Source organism: Caballeronia pedi, from assembly GCF_001544915.2.
GTDB classification, from domain to species: Bacteria; Pseudomonadota; Gammaproteobacteria; order Burkholderiales; family Burkholderiaceae; genus Caballeronia; species Caballeronia pedi.
The window spans coordinates 50,729-70,423 of sequence record NZ_FCOE02000007.1; the positions used below are offsets into that span (position 1 = coordinate 50,729).

General features: G+C 65.7%; 21 protein-coding genes. 6 read left to right on the forward strand and 15 right to left on the reverse strand.

The genetic code is table 11. The annotated features are described in order from the left end of the window. Positions 1-39 precede the first annotated feature (39 nt). Entirely contained in the window at positions 40-954 is a 915-nt protein-coding gene (locus tag AWB80_RS12755; protein ID WP_244206488.1) for an MlaA family lipoprotein, read from the forward strand. Between the two features lie 91 nt (positions 955-1,045). Here the strand turns inward: AWB80_RS12755 and AWB80_RS12760 are convergent, their stop codons facing one another. The 3 genes from AWB80_RS12760 to AWB80_RS12770 all read right to left on the reverse strand — a co-directional run bounded on the left by AWB80_RS12760 (position 1,046) and on the right by AWB80_RS12770 (position 2,143). After that, entirely contained in the window at positions 1,046-1,354 is a 309-nt protein-coding gene (locus AWB80_RS12760; RefSeq protein WP_061175033.1) for a type II toxin-antitoxin system RelE family toxin, read from the reverse strand. Continuing rightward, positions 1,354-1,605, reverse strand: coding sequence for a type II toxin-antitoxin system Phd/YefM family antitoxin (locus AWB80_RS12765; protein WP_061175034.1), 252 nt, complete (start codon positions 1,603-1,605; stop codon positions 1,354-1,356). Before AWB80_RS12765 ends, AWB80_RS12760 begins: the two co-directional genes overlap by 1 nt. 64 nt (positions 1,606-1,669) lie before the next feature. Next, a complete protein-coding gene (locus AWB80_RS12770) occupies positions 1,670-2,143 on the reverse strand; it encodes an acyl-CoA thioesterase (protein ID WP_061175035.1) in 474 nt (157 codons plus the stop codon). A 384-nt stretch (positions 2,144-2,527) separates the two neighbouring features. Here AWB80_RS12770 and AWB80_RS12775 point away from each other — a divergent pair, with 384 nt between their 5' ends. Then, entirely contained in the window at positions 2,528-2,902 is a 375-nt protein-coding gene (locus AWB80_RS12775) for a DUF1493 family protein (protein WP_061175036.1), read from the forward strand. Between the two features lie 9 nt (positions 2,903-2,911). On the opposite strand, the gene AWB80_RS12780 is transcribed toward AWB80_RS12775, so the two are convergent. The 8 genes from AWB80_RS12780 to AWB80_RS43940 form a co-directional block, all read right to left on the reverse strand. Then, entirely contained in the window at positions 2,912-3,568 is a 657-nt protein-coding gene (locus AWB80_RS12780; protein WP_244206496.1) for a phosphorylase, read from the reverse strand. A 26-nt stretch (positions 3,569-3,594) separates the two neighbouring features. Continuing rightward, positions 3,595-5,574, reverse strand: a complete 1,980-nt coding sequence (gene shc / locus AWB80_RS12785; RefSeq protein WP_061175038.1) for a squalene--hopene cyclase — start codon at positions 5,572-5,574, stop codon at positions 3,595-3,597. Continuing rightward, entirely contained in the window at positions 5,574-6,848 is a 1,275-nt protein-coding gene (gene hpnE / locus AWB80_RS12790; protein ID WP_061175039.1) for a hydroxysqualene dehydroxylase HpnE, read from the reverse strand. The genes shc and hpnE overlap by 1 nt, the downstream gene beginning before the upstream one ends. Beyond that, a complete protein-coding gene (hpnD, locus tag AWB80_RS12795) occupies positions 6,848-7,696 on the reverse strand; it encodes a presqualene diphosphate synthase HpnD (protein ID WP_061175040.1) in 849 nt (282 codons plus the stop codon). Before hpnD ends, hpnE begins: the two co-directional genes overlap by 1 nt. A gap of 234 nt (positions 7,697-7,930) precedes the next feature. After that, a complete protein-coding gene (locus AWB80_RS12800) occupies positions 7,931-8,872 on the reverse strand; it encodes a GGDEF domain-containing protein (RefSeq protein ID WP_061175041.1) in 942 nt (313 codons plus the stop codon). A 2-nt stretch (positions 8,873-8,874) separates the two neighbouring features. Then, entirely contained in the window at positions 8,875-9,498 is a 624-nt protein-coding gene (locus tag AWB80_RS12805; protein WP_061175042.1) for a chemotaxis protein CheC, read from the reverse strand. Then, positions 9,491-9,859, reverse strand: a complete 369-nt coding sequence (locus AWB80_RS12810) for a response regulator (RefSeq protein ID WP_061175246.1) — start codon at positions 9,857-9,859, stop codon at positions 9,491-9,493. Before AWB80_RS12810 ends, AWB80_RS12805 begins: the two co-directional genes overlap by 8 nt. A gap of 109 nt (positions 9,860-9,968) precedes the next feature. After that, complete coding sequence (locus AWB80_RS43940) at positions 9,969-10,130, reverse strand: hypothetical protein (protein ID WP_160147435.1); 162 nt, start codon at positions 10,128-10,130, stop codon at positions 9,969-9,971. A 515-nt stretch (positions 10,131-10,645) separates the two neighbouring features. Between AWB80_RS43940 and AWB80_RS12815 the strand changes: the two genes are divergently transcribed. After that, the gene (locus AWB80_RS12815; RefSeq protein ID WP_061175043.1) at positions 10,646-12,886 is read left to right on the forward strand and encodes a hybrid sensor histidine kinase/response regulator; all 2,241 of its coding nucleotides are present in this window, start codon (positions 10,646-10,648) and stop codon (positions 12,884-12,886) included. A gap of 180 nt (positions 12,887-13,066) precedes the next feature. After that, positions 13,067-14,353, forward strand: coding sequence for a hypothetical protein (locus tag AWB80_RS12820; RefSeq protein ID WP_061175044.1), 1,287 nt, complete (start codon positions 13,067-13,069; stop codon positions 14,351-14,353). Between the two features lie 68 nt (positions 14,354-14,421). Here AWB80_RS12820 and AWB80_RS12825 read toward each other — a convergent pair whose 3' ends face one another. After that, complete coding sequence (locus tag AWB80_RS12825; RefSeq protein ID WP_061175045.1) at positions 14,422-14,973, reverse strand: NADPH-dependent FMN reductase; 552 nt, start codon at positions 14,971-14,973, stop codon at positions 14,422-14,424. Positions 14,974-15,436: 463 nt separating this feature from the next. Here AWB80_RS12825 and AWB80_RS12830 point away from each other — a divergent pair, with 463 nt between their 5' ends. Next, complete coding sequence (locus tag AWB80_RS12830; protein WP_061175046.1) at positions 15,437-15,676, forward strand: DUF4148 domain-containing protein; 240 nt, start codon at positions 15,437-15,439, stop codon at positions 15,674-15,676. Between the two features lie 111 nt (positions 15,677-15,787). On the opposite strand, the gene AWB80_RS12835 is transcribed toward AWB80_RS12830, so the two are convergent. Further along, positions 15,788-16,720 carry an AEC family transporter gene (locus tag AWB80_RS12835; RefSeq protein WP_087131258.1) on the reverse strand — a complete coding sequence of 311 codons (933 nt, stop codon included), beginning with the start codon at positions 16,718-16,720 and terminating at the stop codon, positions 15,788-15,790. Positions 16,721-17,281: 561 nt separating this feature from the next. Between AWB80_RS12835 and AWB80_RS12840 the strand changes: the two genes are divergently transcribed. Continuing rightward, complete coding sequence (locus AWB80_RS12840) at positions 17,282-17,851, forward strand: lipocalin family protein (RefSeq protein ID WP_061175047.1); 570 nt, start codon at positions 17,282-17,284, stop codon at positions 17,849-17,851. 11 nt (positions 17,852-17,862) lie between these two features. On the opposite strand, the gene AWB80_RS12845 is transcribed toward AWB80_RS12840, so the two are convergent. Further along, the gene (locus AWB80_RS12845) at positions 17,863-18,117 is read right to left on the reverse strand and encodes a hypothetical protein (protein ID WP_244206489.1); all 255 of its coding nucleotides are present in this window, start codon (positions 18,115-18,117) and stop codon (positions 17,863-17,865) included. 102 nt (positions 18,118-18,219) lie between these two features. Beyond that, positions 18,220-19,674, reverse strand: a complete 1,455-nt coding sequence (locus AWB80_RS12850; RefSeq protein ID WP_061175048.1) for a sigma-54 interaction domain-containing protein — start codon at positions 19,672-19,674, stop codon at positions 18,220-18,222. Positions 19,675-19,695: the final 21 nt, after the last annotated feature.

Sequence of the window (19,695 nt, forward strand, 5' to 3'; positions counted from 1 at the left end):
TCGGCGGCGCTGTCCGCCCGTGCAGTGCGTAGATTGGGAATGAGTGTGGTAATCGCGGGCGCGCTCGCGACCGCAGGATGCGCGACCGGCCCGGATCGCAATCCGAAAGACCCGCTCGAGCCGATGAACCGCAAGATCTTCACGTTCAACGACACGCTCGATACGTACGTCGCGAAGCCCGTCGCGCAGTTCTACGTCGATTACACGCCGAGTCCGTTCCGTACCGCGGTCAGCAATTTCTTCTCGAACCTGGGCGATTTCTCCAACTTCGCGAACAACCTGCTGCAACTGAAGATCACCGATGCGACGCAAGACTTGATGCGTATCGCGATGAACTCGGTGTTCGGCATCGGCGGTTTGATCGATATCGCATCGCCGGCCGGCTTGCCGAAGCATCATCAGGATTTCGGCCTGACGCTCGGGCATTACGGCATGCCGTCGGGGCCGTATCTGGTGCTCCCGCTGCTCGGCCCGAGTTCGTTCCGCGATTCGACGACCTGGCTGGTCGACTGGCGTGTGAATCCGCTGAGTTACTCCGATCCGGAGATTCGCTGGCCGTTGTTCGGCGTGAATTTCGTGAGCGCGCGCGCGGATCTGATCGGCGCGACCGATCTGCTTTCTGCTGCCGCGCTGGATAAGTACGCGTTCGTGCGCGACGCGTACACGCAGCGTCGTCAATATCTTCTGACGGGCGGCGGCGCGGCCTCGCTGCCCGATTACGGCGACGAGGGCGCGGCGGAACCGGATGGGGCGAGCGCGCCGGGCGCGACGGGTGGCGGCAGCACGGAGCAAGGCCTGCCGACGTATGTCGATCCGGGCGCGGCGGCGTCGCCGGCGGGTGGTGTCGGCGGGAAATCGCCTGCGCCGGAAGAGAATGCGCCGAAGGGCCAGCCGTCGCCGAGTTCGAGCAAGGGACAGGGCTTGCCGCAATATGAGGATCCGGCGGCGAAGTAGGCGGGTTCGGGGTCGGTCTGAAAGGGAAACGGGCGCGTGAGCGCCCGTTTTGGTTTAGTGCGCGGCTTCTGTGCGCCGTGCGGTTCGTGGATCAAAGGCTCTGCCCTCGCTCCCACACAGCGGCCGCGGCCTCATAAATGCCGCCATCGCGACGCCCAACTGCCAGCACAACGATATCCGGCTGATCTTCGTCGTCGCGGACGAGATAGACGAGCCGGTAGCCGACGCCTCGCAGCTTGATCTTGTAGCAATTTACGAGCGGAGCGCGAAGCTCGGAGCCCGGCACGCGTGGAGACTTCAGGCGTTTGCTCAGCGCCTGCTTGAAAAGCGCTTTGACCGAGCCATCCAGGTCCGCCCAATCTTCCAGCGCCTCGGGTACGAACAGGAGTTCATACGCCATCACAGATCGTCGATGTTGACCTTGACCGCGCGTTTCACCGACTTCAAACGGGACTGGACCAGGCTCGCCAACTGACGCTCGTCATACAGCTCGGCCATTTCCGCCATCAACTCCGGCGATACCGTATAGAAAGCCGGGCGATTGTGATTGAGCACGGCGACGGGCTCACCACCCGCCTCCTCGATCACTTTCCCCGGATTCTGCTTGAATTCGGAGATGCTGACGGACAACACGCTATGAATGCGCTCCATGACGGCACCTTAAATAGGTCGAAATTTAGACCTATTTTACACGGCTATCATGCGGAGAAACGCTTCAATGTGCGGCTTCTTCCGCCTCTTCCTCGACCAGATCATCGCCCGACATTTTCGGCGCTTCCACGGCGCCCTGATCGCGGCGATACGCCTCGAACAGTTCATCGGCGTAGCGAATCTGCGTGCGGCCGTGCGGCGCGGGCTCGCCCTGCTCGCTCAGGTTCACGAACACCATCTTCTCGACGGTCAGAATGCTCTTGCGGGTGATCTTGTTGCGCACTTCCGCGCGCAGCGTGATCGAGGTGCGGCCGAAATGCGTCGCGGTGATTCCCAGTTCGATGATGTCGCCCTGACGCGCCGAGCTCACGAAGTTGATCTCGGACATGAACTTGGTGACGACGCGCTGATTGCCGAGTTGCGAGATCGCGTAGATCGCGACTTCTTCGTCGATCCAGCGCAGCAGGCTGCCGCCGAAGAGACTGCCGTTCGGGTTCAGATCTTCGGGCTTGACCCATTTGCGGGTATGGAAATTCATTTGCGGTACCTCACTTTCGGTGCTGGCGCGTCGTCCTGCAAAAAAGCGACGCGCGATGATTAGTGTTTTCCCTTATTATACCGACGTGAGGGTTAACCCGCAGAAAGCAAGGGTGTCACAACCACCCGAACGCAGTGGGGCGCGCCAATCGTTGTGCTGATACGTTTTTTTGACGATCTATTGGCTGCGTCCGGCGTGTTGCTGGGACAGAACGACGTGATAATCGCCGGCAAGCTCGGAGGCGCGACACCCAACACAAGCGTCGCTCCACTCCTTTCACGCGCAGCGATGCCTTACGAATTGCGAATCCGAATACCGATGATCACCCGAGTCAGTGCGGGTGCGCGTCTATAACGCCATGGTGAAGCCGGAGGACCGCTTGGCATGACTGGAGACCCAACCTGGACCAATCTCGAAGCATTCACCCGCGAACGACTCGGCGCCCCGCTATTCGGCTCATTGACGCTAACCCCCTCGTCACGGCTCGAAGAGGATCTCGGTCTCACCGGCGTCGACGCAGTGGAATTCATGGACAAGTGCGCGGAAACGTTCAACGTCTCGGCTCAAGGCTTCCCCTACGCGCGATACTTCGGCGCGGAAAACTTCGACCCGATCGGCTCAGTGGTGCAACTATTCTCGAAACGGCATCGTCCGCCGGCACTGGTTCCGCTGACGCTCGGCATGCTCGCGCAGGCGATGAGGCTCGGCCGCTGGGACACGACCTTGCTGGAAGCCCCGCACGACGCCGATAACGCCTGAAACCCTCGATCAACCCAACGCCAGCGCCCGCGCCGATTCCAGCGCGTGTCGCGCCTGCACGAGCGTCGCGCGAGCTTCGCGTGCATCGGACGCGAGCCGCAAAAGCGCGCCCAGTTGCGTCGGATCGCGCAGCAATTCACGCAGAATCGGGCCGATGGCCGTAGTGCCGTCGTCGCGCAGACCGGCCGTCGCAGCCGGCGGCAACGTCCGCCACGCCGGGTCGACGACTGCGCGGCACACCGCGAACGGCAAGCCGCGCGCCGTCGCGATCGCCCCGGCGATATGCGATTCCATATCGACGGCCAGCGCCCCCGTCGACGAATGCAGCGAGCGCTTTTCCGCCTCGCTCTTGACGGGCGCGGCGACGCCCGCCATCTTGCCGCGCCGCGTGACGCGCCCGACCGGCGTGCCCGCGAACGCATCGGCGATGCGCGCGGACCACGCCGCATCGGTCTGCAGCTCGCCGAACGGTCCGCACACGCTTTCGGCCACGATCAGCGCGCCCGGCGCGAGATCCGGCGCGAGCCCGCCCGCCGTGCCGAAGCTGATCACGCCCGAGCAGCCGCGCGCGATCGCGTCCGACAACGCGCGTTCGAGCCAGTCGGCGCGCGCCGCGAACACCACGTCGACGCCACGCCCGCGCACGATCTTCGCCTCGAACGCCATGCCGGTCACGGCGACAACGGGCGCGCTCACATCGCCGCCGTCACGCGCGTAAGGCCTTCGCGCGTCAGATTGCGGTAGCGCGCGAGCGCCCACAGCGGGAAGAACTTGCGATAACCGTGGTAGCGCAGATAGAACACGCGCGGAAACCCCGTCGCGGTGAAGCGCGTTTCGTCCCACAGGCCGTGCGCCTGTTGCGTCTTCAGCAGATAGCCGATGCCGCGCGCGACCGCCGGATGCTCGACGAGGCCCGCCGCCATCAGCCCGAGCAGCGCCCACGCCGTTTGCGACGCCGTGCTCGCCGCCTGCTCGTAACCGCGATAGTCGAGCTTGTAGCTCTCGCCGTCCTCGCCCCAGCCGCCGTCCGCATTCTGGATGCCGATGAGCCAGGCCGCCGCGCGTTCCATGCGCGGATCGGTCGGCGCGACGCCCGCCGCGTTCAGCGCGGACATCGCCGACCAGGTGCCGTAGATGTAGTTCAGGCCCCAGCGCCCGTACCAGCTTCCATCGCGCTCCTGATCCCTGACGATGTAGTCGAACGCGCGCCGCGCGGGCTCGCTGTTGAACGATGTCTCGCCGAGCTGCGCGAGCATCGACAGGCAGCGCGCGGAGACATCGACGGTCGGCGGATCGAGCAGCGCACCGTGATCCGAAAACGGAATGTTGTTCAGGTAGAACTGCGTGTTTTCCGGCTCGAACGCGCCCCAGCCGCCGTCGCTGCTCTGCATGCCGACGACCCATTCGCGTGCCCTCGCGATCGACTCGCCGTACAGCGCGGTGCCGTTCTCGCGATCGGCGCGTTCCATCGCCATCGCGACGACGGCCGTGTCGTCGACATCGGGGTAATGCGGGTTCGCGAACTGGAACGCCCAGCCGCCCGGCCGCACGTTCGGACGGCGTGAGACCCAGTCGCCGCGCACGTCGAGAATCTGCAGCGGCACCAGCCAGTCGAGGCCGCGCGCCACCGCCGAGCGCGCCTTCGGCATGCCGGTTTCGAGCAACGCGTGCGCCGCGAGCGAGGTATCCCACACCGGCGACAGACACGGCTGGCAATACGCCTCGCCATCGTCGGCTTCGTCGATGACGAGCAGCTTGTCGAGCGACTTGCGCGCGATCGCGCGGTGCGGATGCTCGGGCGGGTAGCCGAGCACGTCGTACATCATGACCGAGTTGGCCATCGCCGGGAAAATCGCGCCGAGACCGTCCTCGCCGTTCAGGCGCTCGTCGACGAAACGCACCGCTTCATCGATCGCGCGCTCGCGGCCGGCTTTCGGCAGCAGCGGGTCGGTTATGCGCAGAATCGAATCGACCACGCGGAAGAACGCGAACCAGCCGCGGCTCTGGTGCCCCGAGCGCGCCGGCATGCCGGTATTGACCGGCGGATTCGTGAACACTTCGTCGATGCGCACGCCGCGCGGATTGCGCGCGCGCGGACGCTTCGCGTTGAGCACGAGCATCGGCACGATCACCGTGCGCGCCCAGTACGACACCTTCGACAGATGGAACGGGAACCACATCGGCAGACGCATGATCTCGACGGGCATCATCGGCACCGCGCGCCACGACACGACGCCGAACAGCGCGAGCAGGATGCGCGTGAACACGTTCACCTTCTCCGCGCCGCCGGCGGCGAGAATCGCGCGGCGGGCACGCTGCATGTGCTCGGCGTCGGGCGAATCGCCGATCATCTTCAGCGCGAAATACGCCTTCACGGTCGCGGAGACGTCCATCGCGCCGTCCGTGAAGAGCGGCCAGCCGCCGTCCTCGCGTTGAATGCGCCGCAGATAGCGGCCGATCTTCGCTTCGAGTTGGTCGTCCGCGGTCTCGCCGAGATAGTGGACGAGCAGCACGTATTCGGCCGGGATGGTTGCGTCCGCTTCGAGTTCGTAGAGCCAGTAGCCGTCCGGATGCTGCGCCGCGAGCAGCGCGTCGGTGGCCTGGTTGACGGCGGCGTCGAGCGAGGCGCCCGGCACCTGCGCGCCCACGGCCGACAGGGATAAATCGTTCATCAGCGTTCCATCGATGGGTTCAACAGCGCGTCCGCGGCCTTCTGGCCGGAACGGATCGCGCCTTCGATCGTCGCGGGCAGGCCGGTCGCCGTCCAGTCGCCCGCGAGCGTGAAATTGTGCCAGCGCGTGCGCGTGGCGGCCCGCAAACCTTCCTGCGCGGGCACGGCGGCAAACGTCGCGTGTTCCTCGACGACGACTTGCCACGGCGGTATCGGCACGGCCGGCATGCGCACGGCCTGCGCCGTCTCCTGCCACACCGCCCGCGCGATGTCTTCGTGCGGCGTCGCGAGCCAGCGGTCCGCACTCGCGAGCGTGACGGAGAGCCGCCCGTCGGCCGCGCAAATCCGGTCCGACATGCCGTTGACGACGCACGTCAGCGGCTGAATGCCGTTCGGCGCGTCGGCGGCGAAATGCACGGTGACGATCGCGCGCGATGCATCCGGCGCGCTCAGGTCAGGCACCAGCCGGCGCGCCGCATCGGGCGGCACGGCGAGCACGACGCCGTCGCCCGCGCCGAGCGTGATCGGCTCCGCGCCTTCGAAAGCCAGCGAGCTTACACGCTCCCTCGAATCCGTGCCCGATACGCCGATGCCCGCGACGCGCGAACCGAGCCGGATTTCCGCGCCGCCATACTGCAAAAGCCGCAGCGCCGGTTCGACGAACGCATGCGACAGCCCGCTTCTCGCGATGAGCGGCCGGCACGCCTCCCCGCCCTGCGCGACCGTCTCGCGCAGCAGGCCGGCAGCGAGCGCCGCACTCGCCTCCGAAGGATCGGCGTTGAGCATCGCGCGCAACAGCGGGCGCGCGAGCAGTTGCCACACGCGATCCTTGCTGCGCACCGATTCCTCGACGGTGCGCCCCGGCTTCGCCCAGAGCAGCGGCAGGAACGGCAGATAATCGGCGGGCTGCGTGCCGGGCACGCGCGCGTCGGCGTCGAAGGTCCAGCGCGGCAGGCGGCCCGTCGACATGCGGACCGTCCACGCATCGCCGGTAGCGACATCGAAGAACGGATATTCGGGATGCGCCGGGCCGAGCAGCGTTTCCGCCGCGCCGATCGTGCGCAGATAGGCGATCGCCGAATAATTGCCTGAAAGCAGCAGATGATTGCCGTTGTCGAGCGTGGCGCCGAGCCGGGTATCGAAGAAGGAGCGGCAGCGCCCGCCCGCGTGCGGCGCCGCTTCGTGCAGCACGACGCGCGCGCCGCGCCGCTGCGCCTCGACCGCGGCGGCGAGGCCGGCCACGCCCGCGCCGACGACGATGACCCGCCGGGACATCAGATCAGGTTGCGCGCCACGATCCACAGCAGGCGCGAACGCGGCGTCCGCACGCGCGTGCGCGGCAGGTCGAAGCCGCGTTTCAGATTGGCGTCGAGCACGGTCCGATACGCCGCCGACATGATGCGCGGCGCGCGCACCAGAGCACGCGGCGAGGCCGCCATGATCGCGTCGGATTGTTTGTAGTGGCCCTTCGCGCGTTCGGCGAGCACGGCGCACACGCGCGGCAGGCGCGCATCGCCGACGATGCTCGCCGGATCGCTGGTCGAAATGCCTTCGCGCGCGAGCAGTTCGCGCGGCAGATACACGCGGCCGATTTCCGCGTCCTCGTCGATATCGCGCAGGATGTTGGTCAGTTGCAGCGCGCGCCCGAGATGATGCGCGAGCCGCCGCCCGGCGTCCTCGTGCATCCCGAAGATTCTCACCGACAGCCGCCCGACCGCGCTCGCCACGCGATCGCAATACAGGTCGAGCGTGGCTTCGTCGGGCGCGACGATATCGCCGGCGGCGTCCATCGCCATGCCGTCGATCACGGCCTGGAAGTCGTCGCGGGAAAGCTGGAAAGCCTGGATGTGGCGCGTGAGTGCTTCGAGCGATCGCTTCGGCGCGCCGGCGTAGCACGCGTCGATGTCGGCGCGCCACTGGTCGAGCGCGAGCGCGCGCTCGCGGCGCGGGAGCGTGCCTTCGTCGGCGATATCGTCGACCGCGCGGCAGAACGCGTAAATCTGGTACATCGCGTCCCGCTGCTCGGCGGGAAGGATGCGCATCGCGAGATAGAACGAGCTTCCCGACGACGTTTTCGCGGCGTCTGGAGCAGGATCGTCAGCGATGATGTTGGAAACGGCCAAGACGAACTCCGCTGTGGCGCCCCCAAGGGCAAATTAAGAGATCAGGCGCCAGTCTCGATGCAACCCGACGCGCGCGGAACCACCTGGCGCTGTGCGGGAGAATCGAAGAGAAAGAGCCGGCGCGAGCCGGCTGCGACTGCGCCGGAAGCGGCAAAGAGTATATCAATTCTTTGCCTGATTGCGCCTAAGCCGCACGGGACGCGCGGGCCGGGGCGCGGCGCGCCGGGCGACGGTTCAGGCGAACCCCACCGCCCGGTTCCGCCCTTCGCGCTTGGCGGTATAGAGCGCCGCATCGGCCTCGTTGATGAGCGCCTCGTAAGACGACGTCACCTCCGTGCGCGCACGCGCCACGCCCACGCTCGCCGTGACCGGCACGGGCGCGCCCTGCACGTCGATGGGCGTCTCGCAGATCGCGCGGCGCACTTTCTCGGCGACGATCATCGCGTCCTCGAAAGGCGTGCACGGCAGCAGCAGCGCGAATTCCTCGCCGCCGAAGCGCCCGAACACGTCCTGCACGCGCACGCTCTTCGCGACGCGCTCGGCCATCACACGCAACACCGTGTCGCCGACGAGATGGCCGAGATCGTCGTTGATGCGCTTGAAGTGGTCGAGATCGAACAGCAGCATCGACAGCTCGCCGCCGTAGCGCTGCCAGCGCGAAAACTCGTCGCGCAGGCGCAGCTCGAAATAGCGCCGGTTCGCGATGCCGGTCAACCCGTCGCGGTCGGCGAACTCCTGCAGCTTCGCCACGGCTTCGTCGCGGGCGCGCTGCATCATGCTCGCGTGCGTCGCGTCGGAAATCGTCACGCAGACGGCGCGCACCTCGCGCTCCAGCGTGAGCGGCATGAAGGTGCAGTCCTGCTGCATGAAGTCGACGCCGCCGGTGATCGGCCGGTCATGGTCGAACTTGAAGAGATACGGCCGCTGCTCCCACGAGCTGAACGCGAAGCTGCCGAGCTGGAACACGCTTTCGATCTTGCGCGTGAGCCACACGCGCGGCAGTTCCGGGAAGCTCGCGAAGATGGATTTGCCCGTCACCTGCTCGGCGGTCTTGCCGCTGTGGTCCTGCATGAAGCGGTTCCACATCAGCACGTTCAGGTCGCGATCGAGCACGAAGATGCCGAAGCCGACGCGCTCGATCACGAGTTCGGAGAGCGCGTGCCGCAGTTCGTCCATGCTCACAGACTCGACAGCAGCGCGTCGAGCGCTTCGTTCAGATGCGCGATGGCGTCTTCGGCCATCAGCATCACGAGGTGCGCGCGAAAGCTGTGGTCTTCGAGCGCGAAATTCACTTCGAGCAGCAGGGCGGTCTTCCAGGCGAGCATCGCGGGCTGGAAGACATCGTCGAGCCCGATTTCCATGCCGAGCATGCCCGGCGGCGAAAAGATCGGCGAGCGGCCGAGGCGGTCGAGAATGCACGACACGCACGCGCCCATCAGCACGGTGGCGACGTCGAACACGAGTTCCGTGCGCGTCGTCGTTTCATAGGTGGATTTGGTGTACGGATCGTCGACGAGCGCGCACAACTGATCGACGCTGCCGCTCTTGCACAGCACGATCGCCTCGCCCTTGATGTCCGAGCGAAAGCCTTGGCGCACGGCCGTGACCGTATCGGTGATGCCGGTCATCTCGGAGAGCGCGGCGGACGCCTCGGCCACGCTCACCACGCGCACGCGCGGCACCGACAGTTCGATGAACGTGCCGAGCAGCTTCGACAGGCGCGTCGCGGCCTGGCCCATCGCCATATTGGCGACTTCCTGCAGCGCGTCGCGCTGGTCTTCGTTCAGTGCGGCATCAACCATGGAGTCCGTACTCCTTCAAAACGGGGCGCAGCGCTTCGGGCGTCACCGGCTTCGGCAGGAACGCGACCGCCCCGAGCGCGCGCACGCGTTCCTGGGCCATCGGCTGCACATCGGCGGACACGACGATCACGAAGGTGTTCAGGTCCTCGTGCTGCAAGGCGTCGAGCACCTGATAGCCGGTCATGTCGGGCATCGTCAGATCGAGAAACATGACCGACGCGCGGCCCGCCCGGTAATGGTCGAGCGCCTCGCGCCCGTTGGTGGCGTAGGAGATCTCGACGTCCCACTCCGGGGGCAGCGCGCGCGTCAGCACCTTGCGCGCGAGCAGGGAATCATCGGCAATGACAATCGGCAACGGCATGGTCGGCAGGATCTCTTGGGCGTTTTTGGGCTGGGCACGGTCGAGCCGCACACACGGCATGCTCTCGCATGTGATTACGGCATCCGCGCGGCAATCTTTATGGGGATCTTTACGGCGAGATCGGTGTGAGCGCGCGGGTCCGGCGAAAGTGCGGACGCTGTCGCAGATCCAGTTCGGCGGCGATGAGCCAGGCGCGCCGCCGGCGCACATGCGCGCGCCAGGCGGCGGGCGTGCGCTGCGTGATCAGATGTTGGCTCCCGACCGGCGTCATGTTGCCTGCCCCCTGCGTGATCCGGACCTGCCGGATCGTGGCCTTCCTCTCCCCAAACGGTCGCGCTGCCCACCGGCGTATTCGCCTTGCAGGCCGTACTGCTTCCCCGTCGCGCGCCGTGAGGCTGCTTTTTATCTCCGAAGCGCGCTCTGGCGGCGCGTACATCGGAGGATTGCATTGTCTGACTATCAGAATGTCAAAGCAACTCGCCAAAGCGCAAAGCCAGAATTAATCCGACGAAACGGGATCGTAATGAGGGAGATTTAGCTCACCGTCTCTCGGTATGGTACGTTGTCATCCTTTTGTGTACGTTTGCGCTACCGATAATCTCGCTAACTGTGCGCGGCGTCTGAGGTTTTCCTCGAATCTCGCGCGCGCTGCAAGGATCCGACCGGCATGCTTCCTGCATCCTACTTGCGGCTACACCGCCCGCGCTTGATGGGCGGCCCACGGGCGCCCGTCGCAGCGAACCAACGGCGCGAACTTCGAGTAAGTTTTCCAATTCGCTGCCAAAAATGACGCTGCAACGTGAGGAGTCCGACGCCGAATCCGCGGCGGAACCATGGCAGGAAGAACCGCCGTTCCCGGTGGTTCCCGAGCGCAACTTCGCCGCGCAGCGCCTGACGCTTTACGCCCTGCTCGTCGCCGCGATCGTGCTGCCCTGCGTGTACGTCGCCATCACCGCCTTTACCGATTACCACGCGCGCGTCGCCGATGCCTCCGAGATCGTCGCGCGCAATGCACGCGTCGCCGAGGAGCACGCGCTCAAGGTCTTCGATCTCAACGTCACGCTGAACGAGCGCATCGTCGATCTGCTCGACGACCTCGACGCCGACGCGATCCTTCGCGACAGCGCGACCATCCACCAGCGCCTCAAGGCGATCAGCACGAGCTACCAGCAGGTTGCGGCCGCGTCGGTGTTCGGCCCCGATGGCAGGCTGCTCGCGACCAGCCGCGTCTGGCCGACGCCCGATATCTCGGTTGCGAACCGCGAGGACTTCGGCGGGCTGCGCGCGGGTCAGCAGATCGAGCAGATTTCCCGCGTGATGATCGGCCGCGTGGCCGGCGAACAGGTCTTCAATACGGCGGTCGCGCGCCTGACGCCCGCGGGCAAGTTCGACGGCATCGTGTCGATCGCGCTGCGGCCGTCGTATTTCGGCGCGTTCTATCGCGAGTTGATCGGCGACAACCCGAGCGTTTCGCTCGGCCTGTCGCGCTCGGACGGCGAAGTGCTCGCGTGGTTTCCGCCGCGCCCGGCCGACCGCATGGCGCTCGCGGCCAGTTCGCCGCTGCGCGACGCGTACGTCGCGGGTCGCAGGAGCGGCGTGGTGAAGATGGTCTCCGGGCTCGACAACCAATTGAAGATCGTCGCGTTCCGGCGCGTCGGCACGTATCCGATCTACGTATCGAGCGGTTATCCGATCGCGACAATCTGGGCCGCGTGGTGGCGGCATCTGAGCGTGCTCGCGCTCTCCATCTTCGCGCCGTGCGTCGTGCTGTGGGCGGTCATCGGCCAGTCGCTGCGGCGGCTCGCGACGGAACAGGAAGCATGGGAGCGCTGGCAGGCCGAGGCGTCGATGCGCCGCTCGATCGAATCCGCCTACCGGCAGGCGCGCAAGATGGAAGCGCTCGGCAATCTCGTCGGCAGCGTCGCGCATGATTTCAACAATCTGCTGATGATCGTCTCGACCAACGTGCAGATCGCGCGGCGGCGCGGCGCGGCCGGCCTCGACCGCGAACTGTCCGCGATGGAGCGCGCGTTGAAGAGCGGCCAGTCGCTGACCCGGCAACTGCTCGGCGTCGCGCGCAAGCAGCCGTTACGCAGCGAGATCATCGGCATCGGCAAATGGGTGCCGGCGGGGCGCGAGCTGCTGCGCGCATCGCTCGGGGCGAAGGTGGCGCTCAATGTCGAGGTCGCGCCGGACGTGTGGGCGATCCGCGTCGATCCGGCGGAACTGGAGCTTGCGCTGATCAACGTCGCAGTGAACGCGCGCGACGCGATGCCCAATGGCGGCACCTTCACCGTGCGCGCCGACAACGTGCGCTTTCGTCACGAGGACGGCTTTCCCATCACCGGCGAATTCGTGCAGATCAAGCTGGAGGACAACGGCTTCGGCATGAGTTCGGACGTGCTCGGCCGCGCGTTCGAGCCGCTTTTCACGACCAAGCCGAAAGGCATGGGCACGGGTCTCGGCCTGCCGCAGGTCTTCGCGTTCTGCGAGCGCGCGGGCGGGCTCGCGACGATCGACAGCGCGATCGGCGCGGGCACCGCCGTGCGCCTTTATCTGCCGCGCGCGGCGGCGGGCGCGCCGGGCTCGGCCACGGTGGAAGAACGCACCGCGGCGCCGGAAGCGGACGGTCTGCGCGTGCTCTTGGTCGAAGACAACGAAGAAGTCGCGGCAGGCACCGAGGCGCTGCTGACGATGATGGGCCACCGCGTCACCTACGTCTTCAACGCCGATGCCGCCGCCACCGTGCTCGAAGCCGCGCGCGCCGAAGCCCCGGCCGATTTCCCGTTCGACGTCGTCTTGTCCGACATCCACATGCCGGGGCAGATGAACGGCATCGATCTCGCGGAGATGCTGCAACGCTTCGAGCCGCACGTTCCGGTGATCCTCGTCACGGGCTACGCGGAAGAGCTGGACCGCGCGCGGCGGGTCGGTGCGCGCGTGCTGTCGAAGCCGTTCGACATTGCGCTACTCGACTCGCTGTTGCGCGCGATCCGCGAGCGCGCGGCACGCTCCGTCGATCGTTGAATTCCGCGCAACGGTTTCGTTTTTTGTACGCGCCGTTGTAAAAGCGGCGCGCATCTTTCCGTCCGCCTTCCTGCCCGCGCCGCCTGCGCGCATCCGGCACGCGAGTTGCGTAATCGACGATATGTCCGGCGACCCGTTATCGCCGATTTTCGGAATTCCGCCCATCCGCAGGAGGCGTAAATGCGACACACCGTCATCGGAGTTTTCGACACCTATGCGCAAGCCGAGGACGCGCGCGCGGCCCTGCTCGCCGCAGGCTTCCCGCGCGCGGATATCGAACTGCAGGCCAACCCGAAGCGCGACGACGCCGCCGCGCCGTCCGACATGCCCGATGCCGAAACACATCGCGAGCCGGGCATGCTCGCCAACATCGAACGCTTCTTCAGCATGCTTTTCGGCGGACGCGATCAGCCACCCGAAGTCGCGCATTATTCCGAGGCCGTGCGGCGCGGCGCGGTGCTCGTGGCCGTCGATACGCCGAGCGTCGAGCAGGCCGACATCGTGCGCGCGACGCTGTCCGACCAGGGCGCGATCGATATCGACGAACGCGCGGCGAGCTGGACGACGCTCGAACACGGCGCGCCCGAAGCAGCCGCCGATGAGCGCGACCACTCGGTGCTGGATGAACTCGGTCTCGGACGCGGCAGCGGCGTGCCGGGCCGCGAACCGGTGAACGATCCGGACATGACGGCGACGCGCGCGCGGGCTTATCCGCGTGCGGATGTCGGCGATCCGGCCGCGGTGGCGCCGCGCGACTACGTCAGCGACCCGGCCGACGACGTGTTGATGCCGCGTGGCGGGATGCAGTCGCAATCCCAGTCACAGACTGCGCAGAGCCAATCGATGATGAGCGACGCCGAACGTGCCGCGCGCGACCCGCTCGCCGGACGCGATCCGGTGACGGGCCGCGATCCGTACGCGACGACTGGCGTCGATCCGCTCGCGGCCGGTTCGCTGTCCGAGCGCGATGCGCTGATGGGCCGCGATCCGTTGCCGGGCGTGCGCACCGATACGGCTGCGGAATGGCGTCCGGTCGAGCCGCTCAGCCCGCTCGACGAACCGGCTGCGCCGTATCAGCCGGGCGCGACGCGCGCGATGGGTTCGTCGCCCGATCCGGTTGTCGCTTCGGCGGGGACGCAGGCAGCCGGGCCGGTCGGTCCCGTGCCGGGCGCCGGTCCGCAAACGGTGCCCAACGAGTACATGGAGTACGAAGAGGACTTCCGCGCCGATTACGATTCGAAGTATTCGGCCACGGGCGCGCCGTACGAGGATTATCAGGGTGCCTATCGATACGGCGCGACGCTCGGCAACGACGACCGCTATCGCAGCCGCGCGTGGGACGATCAGATGGAGTACGAGACGCGCCGCGACTGGGAGAGCCAGCATCCCGAAGGCGATACGTGGGAACGCTTCAAGGCGGCGATCCGCCACGGCTGGGATCGCGTGACGGGACATCATCACGTCTGATTTCCCGGCAGGCGGCATCAAACGGAAACGGCCCGCTCGCGCGGGCCGTTTTTTCGTGCAGAGCGTGCTTATGCGGCCCGGTCGCGCACCCACGCGACGTATTTATCCATGAAACCCTGCAGATATTTGCGCGTGTCCTCGCTCACGATCTTGCCGCTCGCATCGATACGGCTTTCGTCGTGTTTGATGTACATCTCTGGCTGATTCATCAACGCGATGTCGAGATACGCGCACACGCCGCGCAGATGCGACTGCGCGATCGCCGTGCCGATCGCTCCGACCGACGTCCCGATGATCGCGCCCGGCTTGCCGCCCCACACGCTCTGCCCCCACGGACGCGACGCCCAGTCGAGCGCGTTCTTCAGCACGCCGGGAATCGAGCGGTTGTACTCCGGCGTGACGATCAGGAGGCCGTCGGCATCGGCGATCTGCTGTTTGAACGCGCGCGCGACTGCCGGAAAATCGCTGTCGTAATCCTGGCTGTAGAGCGGCAGGCTGCCGATGTCGAGAAACTCGAAGGAAAAATCGCCCGGCGCGAGCGACGCGAGCGCATGCGCGAGCTGTTTGTTGAATGAATCCCGCCGCAGGCTCCCAACAACCACCGCGATCTTCAAAGCCATGACATCGTCCCCCGTGAAAAAGGATGAAAAGGTGGATGACCCGAACGACGAAGCTGTCCGGAAGCGCCGTCTCCAGACGACACGCGTGCACATGATAGGCGCAACGCAGGGAAGTCGTCTTCGATCTCCGCTCGCGCTTCGCGGACTATTTTTGCGACGAAACGAGCAATCTACTTCCCGGCGCGGCTGCATGCGGCTCGCGGCGAGCTATCCCCATGGTTATCCACAGAATCTGTGGATAAGTCGAGGGTAAGTCCCATTCCGTTTAGTTTTTGATACGTAAACGAAACATGACGCCCACGGATGTGGCGTTCGATCGCACCGGGACTGAGCATCGCGGGCCAGCATTCAACCAGTCTCGACAACAATGTGTTGGCTCAATCGGTATTTCTGCCCAATAGGATTCCTCCTAGACTGCATCTCAAGCGTCGGCCCCGACGCACACGCATCACGGAGATTTCCCATGAAAAACATGCTGATCGGCGGTCTGGTTCTGTCCGCGCTTCTCGCCACCGCGCCGGCTTTCGCCCAATCGACGTTCGTCGGAAAGTCACGCGCGGAAGTGAAGGCGGAACTCGCCACCGCGCGTAGCGCAGGCGATCTCGACGCCGTCAATTCGCTGAGCTATCCGCAATTGCGCCCGTATCAGGAACGGCATGCGCAACTGCGCGCCGACATGCGCAACGACGGCAGTTCGCGGTAAGCAGCAAGCAGGTCGAAGAATCAGAGGCAGCAGTCTCAACTGGCCCTCCTCCACCGTCGAACAGAAGGTGGTTACGCCCGACGCGCTCGCGCCGGGCGTTTTTTTGTGCGCTCAGAGCATCGTCGTCAGGGAGAACGTGACCGTGACGAGCGATATCACCGTCGAAAACAGAATCGTGCTCGACGTCACGCCGCCCTCGCGCCGATAAAACTCCGCGAGCATGAACGGGCCGGTGCCGGTCGGCAACGCGCTGAGAATCACGGCGGTCTTCGCCCACAGCGGCGGCAGGCCGAACAGATGGAACGCCAGCCACCACGTCAGAAGCGGCTGCGCGACGAGCTTGAGGCTCACGAGCGCGCTCGTCGTCCTGAAGTCGCGCGCTTCGCCTTTCGCGCCGAGAAAGAGGCCGAGCGCGACCAGCGCGCAGGGACTCGCCGCGCCGCCCAGCAGCTTGAGCAGCGCCTCTGCGCCTTCCGGTACGCGCGCGCCCGAACCGCTCAGCAATGCGCCCGCGAGCGGCGCGACCAGCAGCGGATTCTTCGCGAGCGATTTCGCCACGTGCGCGAGCGTCGCGCCGATGTGCTTCTCGGTCTGCAGTCCGAGTTCGATCAACACGATCGCCACCGCGAACAGCACGCACACGGTGATGATCGTCGCGATCACGGCGGGCGCGAGACTCGCCTTGCCGAACGCCAGCAGACAAAGCGGCAGACCGACGAAACCGGTGTTCGGATACGCCGCGTTCAGTCCGTCGATACTGGCATCGGCGAGATGACGCGACTGCATCAGGCGCACGGCGAGCGTCAGCAGAAAGATCGCCGCCGAGCCGATGCCGAACGCGGCGATGAACGCGGGCTGATCGAGCATGCTCCACGGCGTCTTCGCCATGATGTCGAAGAGCAGCGCGGGCAGCGCCAGATAAACGACGAACCGGTTCAGTTCGGACGCCGCGTTGGGTCCGAGCGTGTTCAGCTTGCGGCAGGCGTAGCCAGCGAAGATGAGACCGAAAACGGGAAGGATGATCGTGAACAGCGGAGCGAGCAGCGAAGGCAGCGATGCGAATGGGTGAGGCAAGTCAACCGGCGAAGGCATGAGGCAGCAGCTCTTGGATGGAACGAAGAAAGAGCGAGAGGATACCCCGGGTCAAAAAGGTGAGACGTTTCGGGAGTCGCGCGACGGTGAGCCGCCCGATACACAAGCTGCTCACTCTTTGGTGAATCGTACGGATCGCCAAACAAGGAGGCGACCTAAGTCACATCGTTAACTGGATGGTGCAAGCCATTGTTCTTAAACGTATTAGATTCCCGTCCGCTCGTTGCGGCGCATCAGAGTGTTTGCACCCCGCCAATAGCGGCGGGCGCTGCGCCATGTTGCGCTCGACGGACGAAAGCGTTTAAAGGTGAGGTGATGCGGGAGTGCGGCGAACGGCGCGCTTTCCGCTCGCACCTGCAAAACAAAACCCAATCAGGACAGCCACTTGCGCCTCACGCCGGTTCTCGCGCGCGTCCGGAAAACAGTCCAAAGGTGAGCAAATTCGGGAGCCGCGTGCGGACGGAACGAAGCTTGCTGATCCGTCTGCCTTCGCATATCTCACTTTCACGCAACATGAAAATCGGACGATCCTGGGCATACAGCGCCGCCGCGCTGGCGTTGATCGGCGGCATTGCAGCGCTTGCCGCGTGTGCGTCGAATGGCGCGCGCAAGAGCGGCAACGACCATGTGCCGGAACCTTCGAAGGCCGTCGATCTCGATCGCTATCTCGGTCACTGGCACGAGTTCGCGCGTTACGAAAACCGCTTCGAGCGCAATTGCGAAGGCGTCACGGCGAATTACGCGCGTCGCGAGGACGGCCTCGTCTCCGTCGTGAACGCATGCAGGCAAGGCGGCGTGAGCGGCCCGTACCGGTCGGCGGAAGGGCGCGCGAAGATCGTCCCGGGATCGAACGGGACCAAGCTGAAGGTGTCGTTCTTCGGGCCGTTCTATATCGGCGACTACTGGATTCTCGATCACGCCGACGACTACACATGGTCCATCGTCGGCGAACCGAGCGGGCGCTATCTGTGGATTCTGACGCGCGAGGCGAAACCTTCGGCGGAGTTGCGCCGCGCGCTGATCGAGCGCGCGCGCGCGCTCGGCTACGACGTCACGATGCTGCGCGAGACGCAGCAAAGTTAACCAACACGCCGTCAGCTTCCCTTGCAGGCGACGAGCAGCGCGTTCTGATTGTTCTCGGTCGACTGATCGAGCACGTCATAGCCGCTCGGACAGAGCGCTTTCGCGTTGTCCGTGCAGTTGCGCCAGCCGCCGTAAGCGGGGCACTGGATCTGCTGGGTCGGACGTCCGTCGTTGGAGAAAAGCGGCGGCGCGCTGCTGCATCCGGCGAGCGCCCACGCGCTGCCCACAAGCATGACTGAAAGGCCTGTCGCCTTGCCGAGCTTCATCCCGCTTTTCATCCGTTACCCCTTGATTCTTGGTTGTTATTTTCGATTTCGGGAGTATGCCACGCGAAGCTTTCGTGTCGATTTGACTTGTCGCAAAAGCCCTCAGACAGCGATTCCGAGCGCGGCGATCTTCTTGTACAGCGTCGCCCGCCCGATGCCGATTTTCTCCGCCGCATCGGCCACGCGCCCGCCGGCCGCGCGCAGCGCATCGGAGAGAAAGCGCTTTTCGAAGTCGGCCAGCGCATCCGCGTAGGACACGTCAGGCGCAGCGTCGCCTTCCTGCGCGACCGGTTCCGCCTGCGCCGCGATCGCGACGCGCCCCGCGTCGATGAACGCGCTCAGCGCGCGGGCGTCGATGTGTTCGGTCTCCGACAGCATCAGCGCGCGCTCGAGCGTGTTGCGCAGCTCGCGGACGTTGCCCGGCCACGAATACGCTTCGAGCAGCCGCAAGCCGTCCTTGTGCAGCACGAAATGGCCGACATGCCCCGGCCGCGTATCGGCCGACAGGTCTTCGAGGATCGCGTAGGCGAGCGCTTCGATATCGGCGAGGCGTTCGCGCAAGGGCGGCGCGTGAATCGTCAGCACGTTCAGCCGATAGAACAGATCCGCGCGAAAACGTCCCGATGCGACGAGCGCGGGCAGATCGGCGGACGTCGCCGCGATGATGCGCACGTCCGCGCGCACGATGCGATTCGAGCCGAGCGGCTCGAATTCCTTGTCCTGCAGCACGCGCAGCAGCTTGCCCTGAAGCGGCAGCGGCATGTCGCCGATTTCATCGAGAAAGAGCGTGCCGCCGTCGGCCAATTCGAACTTGCCGACGCGGCCCTTGCGCTCCGCGCCCGTGTAAGCGCCCGCCGCCGCGCCGAAGAACTCGACTTCGAGCAGCGTGTCGGGAATCGCCGCGACGTTCACCGTAACGAGCGGCTTGCCCGCGCGCGTCGATGCGCCGTGGATCGAATGCGCGAGCAGTTCCTTGCCGGTGCCGGTTTCGCCAAGCAGCAGCACCGGCGAATCGACGAGCGCCGCGCGCCGGGCCTGCCGCTTCACTTCGAGGCTGGCCGGGCTGGTGCCGACGAAGCTCGAAAACGTGTACTTCGCGCGGCGCGCCTGCGCGAGCGACTGACGCGTGGCGATCAGCTCCTGCTGCACGCGCGAGTAATGCGCGAAAAGCGGCGTAAGCGCCTTCATTTCGTCGAAGAGCGCAAAGCCGATCCCGCCGATGATCGCGCCCGACTCGTCCTTGAGCGGCAAACGCGTGACGACGAGCGGCTCGCGGTCCGTTTCGAGCACGTCGAGCAGGATCGGCTTGCCCGTCGCGACGACTTCGCGCATCAGGCTGTTCGGGATCACCGTTTCGCAGTCGAGGCCGATCGCGTCGAGCGGATCGTCGAATCCAAAGCGCGCCGCGTAGCGTTTGTTGATCCAGACGACGCGCGCGTCCGCATCGACGATGAACGTGCCTTCGCTCAGATTCTCGAAGGTCTTGAATAGCGACTCCATCGCGCGGCGCATGACGTCGCTGTAGTCCACCGGGACGTTGATCCAGTCGTTGCGCATGAGGCCAGAATCTCCGTTTTC